The organism is Shewanella sp. S1-58-MNA-CIBAN-0166 (genome assembly GCF_040310085.1).
Taxonomy (GTDB): Bacteria; Pseudomonadota; Gammaproteobacteria; order Enterobacterales; family Shewanellaceae; genus Shewanella.
The window spans coordinates 187225-199853 of the sequence record NZ_JBEOPN010000002.1; the positions used below are offsets into that span (position 1 = coordinate 187225).

Sequence of the window (12629 nt, forward strand, 5' to 3'; positions counted from 1 at the left end):
GTAATGAAAAACAACAGCGAGCTGTTACCCAGCCGCAACATCAAGGTAACTCACAGGTAATTTTGGGGTTAGCTTAATTCTAAGGGGAAGCAATGGATCAGGTAACCTGGTGGCGCGGTGGAGTGGTATATCAAATCTATCCACGCAGTTTAATGGATTCTAATGGTGACGGTGTTGGCGACTTACAGGGCATCATTGCTAAACTTGATTATATTGCCAGTTTAAACGTTGATGCTATTTGGATTTCGCCTTTTTTCAAATCACCGATGAAAGACTTTGGTTACGACATTAGTGATTATCTTGAAATAGACCCACTGTTTGGCACCATGGCCGACTTTGATCAACTTATTGAGAAAGCCCATCAATTAAATATAAAAGTGGTGATTGACCAAGTACTCAGTCACACCTCAGATCAGCATGATTGGTTCGAGCAAAGTCGTCAAAGCCGTGATAACGATAAAGCAGACTGGTACGTGTGGGCCGATCCTAAAGATGATGGCAGTGCGCCAAACAATTGGCTCGCTATTTTTGGCGGTTGTGCATGGGAATGGGAACCACGCCGTCAGCAATACTATTTGCATAATTTTCTTAAAAGTCAGCCAGATTTGAATTTCCATTGTCCGCAGGTTCGTCAAGCTGTGCTGGATAATGTTGAATTTTGGCTTAAAAAAGGCGTTGATGGTTTCCGTCTCGATGCGATTACATTCTGTTATCACGATGAACAATTACGCGATAACCCCGCTAAACCAAAAGATAAGCGTCAAGGCCGTGGCTTCAGTGAAGATAACCCGTATGCTTACCAATACCATTACTACAATAATACTCGTCCACAAACCGTTGGCTTTATTGAAGAGTTACGCGCATTAATTAATCGTTACCCTGGCGCGGTTACCTTAGGTGAAGTGTCATCTGAAGATTCACTTGCCACGATGGCAGAATACACTCAAGGCGATGACCGTTTACACATGGCCTACAGTTTTGAGTTGTTAACCGATGATTTTAGCGCGGCTTATATTCGCCAAACTGTTGAAGAACTGGAAGCCAGTATTGGTGATGGTTGGCCATGTTGGGCTATCGGCAATCATGATGTGAAGCGGGTTGCATCACGTTGGGGTAAAGATAGTGTTAACCAAACGATGGTGAAAATGCTCAATGCGATGTTGTTTTCATTACGCGGCAGTGTGTGTAGTTATCAGGGTGAAGAATTAGGCTTAACGGAAGCACCGATTGAGTTTAATCAATTACAAGACCCCTTCGGCATAGCATTTTGGCCGATGTTTAAAGGCCGTGACGGATGTCGCACGCCAATGCCTTGGGTAAAAGAAGCACCTAATGCAGGTTTTAGTGAGGCAACACCTTGGCTACCAATAGATCCGTTACACAATAATAGTGCTGTAGATGTACAAGAAGCCGATCAAGATTCAATACTGAACAGTTATCGTCATTTTTTACAGTGGCGTAAACAGCAACATATCCTGATTGAAGGTGATATTCAGTTTATTGATAGCCATCCTGATGTATTAGCGTTTATCCGCAGTCAAGATCAACAACGGATGCTAGTTCTGTTTAACTTGTCAGCAATGCAACAAACCTTTGACCTAAAAGCGTTACGTTTATCTTCGACCTTAGATGGACATGGCTTACTCAGTGGCATGCAAGATAAACAGCATCCTGCGACTATCGTATTACCAAGTTATGCCAGTTTTTATGGCTTGCTTGCTAAGTAGAGTGACTAAGCTGAAATACGACAGTATTTCAGCTTTTTTGATCTATTAGTTTTCAGTAGAGAGACAATATAAAAATTAATGTATCAAACTTCAAATGCTATACGGCCGCCATTATAAATTTATAAAACAGCGACATAATAATTAACAACAAGAGACCACACTATGGCTTCATCAATGCAAAGTACTCAACAAACAACAGTGACCGGAGGCAGCGGTAGTTATCGCTTTGCACTTGTGTCATTAACTTCACTGTTTTTCATGTGGGGATTTATTACCTGTTTAAATGATATTCTCATTCCACATTTAAAAGCGGTGTTCTCGCTTAATTACACCGAAGCGATGTTGATCCAATTTTGTTTCTTTGGAGCCTACTTTTTAGTCTCATTACCAGCAGGTAAGTTAGTCAAAAAATTAGGTTATCAAAAAGGTATCGTGACTGGGCTTGTTATTGCTTGTATCGGGTGTTTGTTATTTTACCCTGCTGCAGCGTTTGCAACGTATGGATTATTCCTTGGTGCACTGTTTGTATTGGCGTCTGGGATCACCATTTTACAAGTGGCGGCAAACCCTTATGTCAATGCGTTAGGCAGCGTTGAAACCGCATCAAGTCGTTTAAACCTAACTCAAGCATTTAATGCATTAGGCACGACGGTTGCTCCTTTTTTTGGTGCTGTATTGATATTATCTGTTGCATCTGGCGCGGTAGAAGGCTTAAGCCAAGCGCAATCAGAAGCAGAAGTGGTTAAACTTCCATACCTTATTTTGGCTGCGATGTTAGGCTTACTCGCGTTAATTTTTTCTAAACTCAATTTACCTACCATTGCTGAACACAGCGATGATTCAGCGACTGGCGTGATAACGCATAATGGCAAAACAAGTGCCTTACAAAGCATCCATTTGGTGTTAGGTGCTGTAGGTATTTTTGTCTATGTTGGTGCTGAAGTGTCTATTGGTAGTTTTTTAGTTAACTTTTTAGGCGAAGAGCAAGTTGCCGGTTTACAAGAAGCAGAAGCCGCTAAATATATCACCTACTATTGGGGCGGGGCGATGATAGGCCGTTTTGTCGGTTCGGTTATTATGCAAAAAATTCCAGCAGGTACTTTGTTAGCCTTTAATGCCTTTGTTGCCGCTGCACTGGTGTTAGTGGCAATGAACAGTACTGGCGCAGTGGCCATGTGGTCTATCTTGGCAGTTGGATTGTTTAATTCGATTATGTTCCCAACTATTTTTAGCTTAGCACTCCGAGATTTAGGCCCACACACCTCACAAGGCAGTGGCATATTATGTTTAGCCATTGTTGGCGGCGCAATTGTACCGTTATTACAGGGTGTGATGGCCGATAGTATGGGCTTACAAGTGGCGTTTATTTTACCTGTGGTGTGTTATGCGTTTATTTTATTCTATGGCGCTAAAGGCTCAAAAATGTAATCTGGTTTTGATTACAGATACATTACACTAAATCAACAGCGGCTTTCGGGCCGCTTTTTAATGCATTGCATTAGTGAACATAACATCACACAGTAGTGAAAGGGGGAAGGGTTAGCTTCAATGTATTAAGGTCGGGTGATGTTAAAAAAGGTCATTCACAGAAAATCTATAAACATAGAATGATTGACTCTTTTATGCTGCCAAAGTGAGGAGTAAAGGCTGATATGGCCTTGCTATCAACAGCGTTAATCCCTATGATCAGCACGTTTTTAAATTGATCGTTATATTAGATAGAGAGCCCCCATGTTGACTTATCCGTTGTCAGGCAGTTCATCAGAGTTAGTCTTAAATGTGCTAACCATGGTGTTAACCCGAGGAAAACCATTAGATAGAGCTTATTCAGAGCATTTTTCTGGTTTAACGCTTAACCCATCAGAGCAAGCGCGGATCACGCAAGTCACCGGCGATATTTTACGTCGTTTAAACTTATATTGTTTTCTGGTTGATATTAAACCAGAAGAATTTGATCGTTTAGGGTCAAAATTACTTAACGGTTGGCATGTATTTCATGGCTTAGATTTACCTAAAATGCAGTATTCATTGCAACTAGAGCAAGCAGCATTTGAGGCGAATCTAGAACAAGCCAAAACTGATCCTGTATTATGGGATGGTTGTCCTGAGTGGTTAAATGAGCTTGGTCAGGCACAATTGGGTGATAAGTGGCCTGCTGAACGTGCGGCACTGGCTGAACAACCAAAACGCTATTTACGCGTTAATGAACTGAAATGTAATCGCGACGCCCTTATTGAAAGACTTAAAAAAGAAGGCGTAACGGCAATAGAAGTAAGCGATGTAGCTTCTGCTATTGAGGTCACATCAGACTCAGCATTATTTCGTACCGATGCATTTAAAGACGGTTGGTTTGAACAGCAAGACGCGGGTTCACAGTTAGTTGCCAATGCTGTGGATGCAAAACCAGGTATGCGTGTTGTTGATGCTTGTGCTGGCGCAGGCGGTAAAACCTTGCACATCGCGGCACAAATGCAAGGTAAGGGCCGTTTGCTCGCGATGGATGTTGAACAATGGAAACTGGATAATCTTAAAACTCGCGCTAAACGTGCAGGTGCTCATAATGTTGAAACACGGATTATTGCCAGTTCGAAAACCATTAAGCGTTTAAAATTAACCGCTGACCGTGTGCTATTAGATGTCCCTTGTTCTGGACTTGGTGTGCTAAAACGCAATCCAGATTCAAAATGGCGTGATACTCCAGAGCGTTTGCCTGTGTTGGTTGAATTGCAGAAACATATTTTGCAAAGCTACAGCCGTATGGTTAAAGTCGGCGGAATATTAATCTATGCGACTTGTTCAATCATGCCAGAAGAAAATCGCGATCAAATTGATGCATTTCTTGCAGACAATCCACAGTTTACGCTTATTGAAGATGAAAACATCTTAGTTTCAGAACGCGGCTTCGATGGTTTCTATCTTGCAAAGATGGAACGCATTAGTGAATAATTATTCAAATAAGACCCATTTTTATATTCATTAAATTGATGGTGAGTAACATAAAAACAGTGCATTTATTTGCACTGTTTTTATTTATGGATAAATTTTGCTCGTTAAACTGAGTGTTTTGAATTAATTTACGTTAAGACATTGATTAAGTTCTCACAAATGCATAATCTTATTCATATTAGAAATATCTATTTTTAAGCATTCGCCGTAATAATGGAGCGTTATGGATATAGGACCGCATATCAATAAATTCATAGAAGATACAGACCAACATGATTTTCGTGAATCGAGTATCGAGCGATACAGTACAATACTCGATATGGTATTGCAGGGCCTACCATTAGGCGAAATGCTTCATGCCTTAGTATTATTGATAGAAGCACAAAAAATTGGTACTCGTGCATCAGTGCTTTTATTGAGTGATGACGGTAAACGGTTATTCTCGGGTGCGGCTCCTAATCTTCCTGAAGAATATAACAATGCGATTAACGGCATTGAGATTGGCGTTGATGTGGGCTCTTGTGGCGCCGCCGCATATACTTGTGAAAGAGTCATTGTTGAAGACATTGAACATCATCCTAATTGGAAAGACTTTAAAGCATTACCTTTAAAAGCCGGACTAAAATCGTGTTGGTCTGAACCGATAAAAGACAGTAATCAAAAAGTACTGGGCACTTTTGCCATGTACTATGACACGATTAAATCGCCGTCCAAGCAAGATTTGCACCTAATACAAGAAGCGGCACGTTTGGCCAGTTTAGCCATTGAACGAAGCCGCGGAATGCATATTCAACGGTTAAGTAGCAAGATTTTTAACAGCTTGCCTATTGCGTTAGTTATCACCAGTGAAGATAACTCGGTGTTATCAGCCAATCCAATTTTTAAATCCTTAACGTCTACCTATTACGCCAATCTTAAATTATTTGATGTTCATCGTTTTTTGAGTCACTCCCAACAAGATGTAGTAGCAGATTTATTTGAGCATTTAAAGCGCGGACACCCTTGGCAAGGGGAATTAAAAGGTCTTAAAACCGACAATGATATTATTGATATCTCGCTTAATGTGACCGTTATTCGGGATAGTTTTACGCAACAGAATTGTTTTGCATGGTTAATTACCGATATTTCCGCCCGTAAAAACGCTGAAAAAATGATTAACTTTCAATCCAACTACGATCAACTTACCGGATTGTCGAACCGTAAATACTTGTTTGAAAGTCTACAAGCTATGATCGATTCAGAAGACAGCGTAAACGGTTGCAAGCAAGACTTTAGCTTGATGCTGATGGACATCGACCATTTTAAACAAATTAACGATACCCTCGGACATGATAACGGTGATCTTGTATTGAAATTTGTCGCACAGCGCTTACTGAGTGCCATTCCTGATAATGTCCTTATTGCGCGTATTGCGGCCGATGAATTTGCATTAGTTTTACCGGGTAAAATGTGTACCGAGTCATTAATTAGTCTTTTTGATGATCTAACGGATGAGTTGAAAAAGCTTTTTATTGTTGGCGGTCAAGATGTCATGTTATCCATGAGTACTGGCCTTGCTCGTTATCCACACGATGCTGATAATGTGGAACAAATATTAAATTGCGCCACGCAAGCTATGTACAACGCAAAATCTCGAGGTCGTAATTGTCTGCAGTTTTTTAATCAGCAGATCCAAAAAGATGCAGAAAGACATGCTGAATTGTACTTACACCTTAAATCAGCATTGAGCCAAAATGAATTTGAATTGTACTACCAACCCATTGTGAATCCGTGTAGTGGCCAAATCATTAAAGCTGAAGTGTTGTTGCGCTGGATACATAACGGTCAATTTATTTCGCCAGATGAGTTTATTCCTATTGCAGAAGAATCAGGTTTAATTGTTCAAATCGGAGAGTGGGTGAGAACAGAAGCTCTAACCAGTATTTTAGCATTGCAAAAAATTGGTCATGCCATTCCTTTTTCAATTAATGTGTCGACAATTGAATTTTGGACAACTGAGTTGCAAGAACGTTTTTTAACGTACTTTGATAATATTTCACAGACGTTAGGTGGTAGTGAGATCCCGTATCAATTGATCACTTTAGAAATCACCGAATCACTAATGATGAAACAACAATCATCGATTAGCCAATTATTAACAGAACTTCGGCACCGTGGTATGCAAATTTCAGTGGATGATTTTGGTACCGGTTATTCATCGTTATCTTATTTGGCTAACTTCCCTGTGGACCAAGTTAAAATTGATAAATCCTTTATCCAGAAAATTTCATTGGGTGCGCGACATGAAGCGTTGATTGAAGCTATTGTCAGTATGAGCCGAGCATTAGATCTGTCAATTGTCGCTGAAGGTGTTGAAACTGAAGTTGAATTAGATTTTATCAAAAAACAGAATATTGAAGCGGTGCAAGGATATTATTTTTATAAACCTATGCCAAAAGCTGACTTCTTTGCATTATTGGCGAAACAATCTCGTATCTTTTGATATCAGTGTTTAATATTCGCGCTTAATAAACATAAAAAATGCCGCATTTATTAATGCGGCATTTTTATTGAATAAAGTTAATTCAATGACTTACTTATTTAAGCAAGCATGCTTTTTGGTTCAGTGAACTCAAGGTTCAACGCTTCTGCCACTTCTTTACAGACTACTTTACCGTGCATTACGTTTAAGCCATTTAATAAATGTTTGTCATTTAATAATGCTTGTTTGTAACCTTGGTTAGCTAACTTGATAATGTAAGGTAGTGTTGCATTGTTTAATGCAAATGTAGAAGTACGCGCTACTGCACCTGGCATGTTAGCCACACAGTAATGTACTACGTCATCAACAATGTAAGTTGGGTCTTGGTGAGTGGTAGCGTGCGATGTTTCAACACAACCACCTTGGTCAATTGCAACGTCAACAATTGCACTGCCTGGTTTCATGCGCTTAACCATGTCACGAGTGATTAATTTTGGCGCTGCAGCACCTGGAACTAATACACCGCCAATTACAAGGTCAGCTTCTAATACGTGACGCTCAATAGCATCAGCTGTTGAGTAAATGGCTTTAACCGCTGAACCAAACTGAACGTTTAGGCGACGTAATGCATCGATGCTGCGATCTAAAACAACAACATCAGCACCCATACCAACAGCCATTTGCGCTGCGTTTGTACCAACCATACCGCCACCAATGATGACCACTTTAGCTGGCTCAACACCTGGAACACCACCAAGCAACATACCACGGCCGCCTAATGATTTTTCAAGTGCGCGAGCTCCTGCTTGGATTGACATGCGGCCAGCCACTTCTGACATTGGTGCAAGTAATGGTAATCCGCCGCGGTCATCTGTTACGGTTTCGTAAGCAATACAAACAGCGCCACTGGTGATTAATTCTTCAGTTTGCGGCAAATCTGGTGCAAGGTGCAAATAAGTGAATAAAATCTGGTCGTGACGTAACATTGCACGTTCAACTGCTTGTGGCTCTTTAACTTTTACAATCATGTCTGATTTAGCAAACACTTCAGCTGCTGTAGCTAAAATCGAGGCGCCCGCATCCATATAGTCTTGATCGGTAAAACCAATACCCACACCCGCATCTGATTGAACATAAACAACGTGACCTTTTATGGTTAATTCACGTACGCTTGAAGGAACCATGCCTACACGGTATTCGTGGTTTTTGATTTCTGTTGGAACACCAATAATCATTATTTGAGCCTCGATTGACATAAAAAACCCCACTTCAAGTGGGTATAGTTGTTATTAATTGTGACCTGAACGTGCTTATTTCAGGTGACTCTAGTATAGTGCTGCTTTAGCAGATTATGTTGCTGAATTTCGATAATTAATAGGCAGAAGTGTTGTTTTAAGGACAAAACAAGGTTGAATATATGGCAAATAGTAAAAGCTTTTCAGTGAAAGATTTAGACCGCATTGATCGTAATATCTTAAATGAACTTCAACAGGATGGTCGCATATCAAATGTTGAACTATCTAAACGAGTCGGCTTAAGTCCTACACCGTGTTTAGAAAGAGTAAAAAGGCTTGAGAAACAAGGTTTTATTAGCGGTTATACTGCGTTGGTTAATCCACATTTTCTCGGTGCTTCTTTATTAGTCTTTGTTGAGATCACTCTAAATCGTGACACTCCAGACATTTTTGACCGCTTTAACCGTGCTGTACAATTGCTTGATGACATCCAAGAATGCCATTTGGTCTCTGGTGATTTTGACTACTTATTAAAGACTAGGGTGTCAGATATGTCTGCATATCGGCGATTACTAGGTGAAACCTTACTGAAACTGCCATCCATTTCAGACACTCGTACTTATGTAGTGATGGAGGAGGTTAAACAAACCAATAAGGTTGCGTTATACAACCTAGGGTAATCTCACTAACTTAATCGCCTATCCCGTTTTTAGAGCCGGAATGATGAATTATAGATGACTGTTGTTGCCTATGTTCATCTTTTTCGCTAACTAAACATTTTTTGTATATAAAATCATCATCTTGACTACCATCATCAATGCTTTTATGTTTCTTGATTAATTCGACATAACAATCGATTGAGCTTGATTAATTCAAGGTGCATAATCACTGCAAATACAGTGATATTCTGTTATCTTAACCCTTATTTTTCACTTTTTTATGGATGCTTTCGTTTGACTCAGGAAAATAGTCTTAAAACACTCAGTGGCCTACAAAGGCTACTTGAAGGTGGTCTTATATTATGTTGCATGGTTGCAACCTATATTCTATTGGCATTATCCAGTTTCAATCCAAGTGACCCTGGCTGGAGTCAGTCGCATTTCCAAGGTGAGATACACAACTGGACTGGTGCTGTAGGTGCTTGGACAGCAGATGTGTTGTTTTATTTCTTCGGGTTCATCGCTTTTTTAATTCCCATGATTATAGCCACAACCGGTTGGTTTATTTTTAATCGCGCGCATCGAGTGTTCGAAATAGATTATTTTTCTGTTGGCCTAAGAATCATTGGTTTTATTCTGATGTTGCTGGCGTTAGCTGCGCTGGTCAGTATGAATGCCGAGAATATGTTTGTGTTTTCAGCCGGTGGTGTTGCAGGTGACGTTATTGGTCAAGCCATGTTGCCGTATTTTAATAAGCTCGGCACCACATTACTATTAATGTGTTTTATTGGTGCAGGCTTCACCTTAGCGACAGGCGTGAGTTGGTTAACCATTATTGAGTTAACGGGTTTAGGTTCTATCTGGTTAGCTAAGAAAATATGGACATTGCCACGATTATTTAAACGTGAACGTGAGACCGAAGATACCAAAGGTTTTATGTCATTAGTGGATAAGTTTACCCAACGCCGTAATGAAATTGATCTACAAAATGAACCCTCACTGGATAAGCCAAGCAAATCGGCAGTCAAAGTGCCAATTCATATTAAGCCAGCAATAGAGACGCCACCAATTGTTGAGAAAAAACGCAGTTTCTTTAGCCGCAAGGCTAAACCTGCTGAAGATATTAACGTATCAGACAATGATGACGATGAATTTGATATAGATGATCGCCAAGAACCGTCGATGCAACTCGATAATGACGACACATCTTTTGCACCTTGGGTCGCGACTAAAGATGATGTCGATTTTGATATTGATGACGACAATGATGATGGCGTTAATGATAGCCCTGCAATTAATAATCTAGATATCGCAGATGAACCTTTTGAGGAAGCATTTAATAAGCCTCATTCAACAGGGGCATTAGTCGCTCAGCAAAAGCCGAAAAAAGATGTCCGAATTGTGGATGGCGTTGTGGTAATTGATGGCCAAACCCCTCAACAAGCGCGTCAAAAAATGGATCCGCTACCGAGCATTACCTTACTTGATGTTCCAGATCGTAAGAAAAACCCCATCAGTGAAGCTGAATTACAGCAAGTTGCTCGATTGGTTGAAACAAAACTGGCCGACTTTAACATTATCGCCAATGTAGTAGGGGTGTATCCTGGACCTGTGATTACTCGTTTTGAACTTGAATTAGCTCCAGGGGTTAAAGCGTCTAAAATCACCAATTTATCGAAAGATTTAGCCCGTTCATTATTATCTGAAAACGTGCGTGTAGTTGAAGTTATTCCAGGTAAAGCTTATGTAGGCTTAGAATTGCCGAACAAGTTCCGTGAAACCGTGTTTATGCGCGATGTACTCGATTCTGCCGCGTTTAAAGACAGCAAATCGACATTGTCTATGGTGTTAGGACAAGACATTGCCGGTGAGCCTGTGGTCGTTGATTTAGGCAAAATGCCGCATTTATTAGTTGCTGGTACAACGGGTTCTGGTAAATCGGTCGGTGTGAATGCGATGATCACCAGTTTGTTGTATAAATCGGGCCCAGATGATGTCCGCTTTATTATGATTGACCCTAAGATGCTCGAATTGTCGGTGTATGAAGGTATTCCACATTTATTGTGTGAAGTGGTTACCGACATGAAAGAAGCAGCCAATGCACTGCGATGGTGTGTAGGTGAAATGGAACGCCGATATAAATTAATGTCGGCATTAGGTGTGCGTAACCTTAAAGGCTACAACTTTAAAATTAAAGAAGCAGCCGCCAAAGGGGAGTACATTCCCGATCCATTATGGAAGTCTTCTGAAAGCATGCTAGACGATGCGCCACCATTAGAAAAACTGCCTTCTATTGTGGTGGTCGTCGATGAATTTGCTGACATGATCATGATTGTTGGTAAGAAAGTAGAAGAACTCATTGCCCGTATCGCGCAAAAAGCGCGTGCGGCAGGTATTCACTTAATATTAGCGACACAGCGTCCATCGGTTGATGTGATCACTGGCTTGATTAAAGCTAACATTCCAACCCGTATTGCGTTCCAAGTGTCGTCACGAATTGACTCTCGTACCATTCTTGATCAACAGGGCGCAGAAACCCTATTAGGCATGGGTGATATGCTGTATTTACCTCCAGGAACCGGTTTGCCAAATCGTGTTCATGGGGCGTTTATTGATGATCATGAAGTGCATAAAGTCGTAGCCGATTGGTGTGCTCGTGGTAAGCCACAATATATTGAAGAAATTCTTAATGGTGCTACAGATGGTGAACAAGTACTGTTACCCGGTGAAACCTCCGATAGCGAAGAAGAGTTGGATGCGTTATATGATGACGCGGTAGCATTTGTTACCGAAACTCGCCGCGGCTCCATATCTAGCGTACAACGTAAATTTAAAATTGGTTACAATCGCGCCGCCCGCATTATTGAAATGATGGAAAGCCAAGGTATTGTGACAGCCCAAGGCCACAATGGTAATCGTGAAGTGTTGGCTCCGCCACCACCGAGGAATTAATGATGAATAAACGTATTACAGTGTTAAGCCTATTATTAGCCACAAGTTTAAGCAGCGTTGCCGCAATGGCCGATGACGCAACCGAATTACGCGCTAAGCTATCTAATATAGACAGCTTGCATGCGACATTTACCCAACAAGTGACTGACATTAACAGTAAGCCTATTCAAACCGGCAGCGGGGTGTTTGCACTTGCGTATCCGAATCAATTTTACTGGCATTTAACTCAGCCAGACGAATCATTAATTGTGGCTGATGGCGCTAATTTGTGGATTTATAATCCTTTTGCGGAAGAAGTGACTGTGATGGATGTTGCTCAAGCCGTTGATGCATCACCTATGGCCTTGTTAGTGCATCGAGACGAAGCGACATGGGCTAAGTATTCTGTCTCTAAGCGTGCCGTAAGCGGAAAATCAAGCTGTTTTGATATTCAACCTAAAAAACTTAACAGCAATGTCGTTGCCGTGAGTGTGTGTTTTGACGCGAGCCAGTTAGTTAAATTTAACTTGACTGACGAGCAAGGCAACCTCAGTCAATTTGCGTTAACTCAGCAACGTAAAGTAAAAGATAATGAGACAAACATATTTAAGTTTGCCGTACCTGATAACGTTGATATTGACGATCAACGTTTAAAGCAAACAAACTAGGT

The 12629-nt window shown here is 40.8% G+C and carries 8 protein-coding genes; 7 read left to right on the forward strand and 1 reads right to left on the reverse strand.

Translation table 11 applies throughout. The features are described 5' to 3' along the window. Positions 1-92 precede the first annotated feature (92 nt). The 4 genes from AAEY99_RS02395 to AAEY99_RS02410 all read left to right on the forward strand — a co-directional run bounded on the left by AAEY99_RS02395 (position 93) and on the right by AAEY99_RS02410 (position 7155). Entirely contained in the window at positions 93-1727 is a 1635-nt protein-coding gene (locus AAEY99_RS02395; protein WP_101087625.1) for an alpha-glucosidase family protein, read from the forward strand. Positions 1728-1889: 162 nt separating this feature from the next. Next, a complete protein-coding gene (locus AAEY99_RS02400; protein WP_101087626.1) occupies positions 1890-3155 on the forward strand; it encodes a sugar MFS transporter in 1266 nt (421 codons plus the stop codon). Positions 3156-3458: 303 nt separating this feature from the next. Next, positions 3459-4673 (forward strand): RsmB/NOP family class I SAM-dependent RNA methyltransferase, encoded by a 1215-nt coding sequence (locus AAEY99_RS02405; protein ID WP_059746707.1) that lies wholly within the window; start codon positions 3459-3461, stop codon positions 4671-4673. Between the two features lie 223 nt (positions 4674-4896). After that, entirely contained in the window at positions 4897-7155 is a 2259-nt protein-coding gene (locus AAEY99_RS02410) for a bifunctional diguanylate cyclase/phosphodiesterase (protein WP_351008933.1), read from the forward strand. Between the two features lie 98 nt (positions 7156-7253). Here the strand turns inward: AAEY99_RS02410 and ald are convergent, their stop codons facing one another. After that, a complete protein-coding gene (gene ald, locus AAEY99_RS02415) occupies positions 7254-8369 on the reverse strand; it encodes an alanine dehydrogenase (RefSeq protein WP_101087653.1) in 1116 nt (371 codons plus the stop codon). 182 nt (positions 8370-8551) lie between these two features. On the opposite strand from ald, the gene lrp reads away from it, so the two are divergent. The 3 genes from lrp (at position 8552) to lolA (ending at position 12627) form a co-directional block, all read left to right on the forward strand. Next, positions 8552-9049 carry a leucine-responsive transcriptional regulator Lrp gene (lrp, locus tag AAEY99_RS02420; protein WP_101087629.1) on the forward strand — a complete coding sequence of 166 codons (498 nt, stop codon included), beginning with the start codon at positions 8552-8554 and terminating at the stop codon, positions 9047-9049. Between the two features lie 273 nt (positions 9050-9322). Continuing rightward, entirely contained in the window at positions 9323-11980 is a 2658-nt protein-coding gene (locus AAEY99_RS02425) for a DNA translocase FtsK (RefSeq protein ID WP_162022961.1), read from the forward strand. Positions 11981-11982: 2 nt separating this feature from the next. Then, positions 11983-12627, forward strand: a complete 645-nt coding sequence (gene lolA / locus AAEY99_RS02430; RefSeq protein ID WP_351009010.1) for an outer membrane lipoprotein periplasmic chaperone LolA — start codon at positions 11983-11985, stop codon at positions 12625-12627. Positions 12628-12629 lie beyond the last annotated feature (2 nt).

Coding starts and splice junctions, on each gene's coding strand:
- AAEY99_RS02395 (WP_101087625.1), top strand. CDS start 93: ATGGATCAGGTAACCTGGTGGCGCGGTGGAGTGGTATATCAAATCTAT.
- AAEY99_RS02400 (WP_101087626.1), top strand. CDS start 1,890: ATGGCTTCATCAATGCAAAGTACTCAACAAACAACAGTGACCGGAGGC.
- AAEY99_RS02405 (WP_059746707.1), top strand. CDS start 3,459: ATGTTGACTTATCCGTTGTCAGGCAGTTCATCAGAGTTAGTCTTAAAT.
- AAEY99_RS02410 (WP_351008933.1), top strand. CDS start 4,897: ATGGATATAGGACCGCATATCAATAAATTCATAGAAGATACAGACCAA.
- ald (WP_101087653.1), bottom strand. CDS start 8,369: ATGATTATTGGTGTTCCAACAGAAATCAAAAACCACGAATACCGTGTA.
- lrp (WP_101087629.1), top strand. CDS start 8,552: ATGGCAAATAGTAAAAGCTTTTCAGTGAAAGATTTAGACCGCATTGAT.
- lolA (WP_351009010.1), top strand. CDS start 11,983: ATGAATAAACGTATTACAGTGTTAAGCCTATTATTAGCCACAAGTTTA.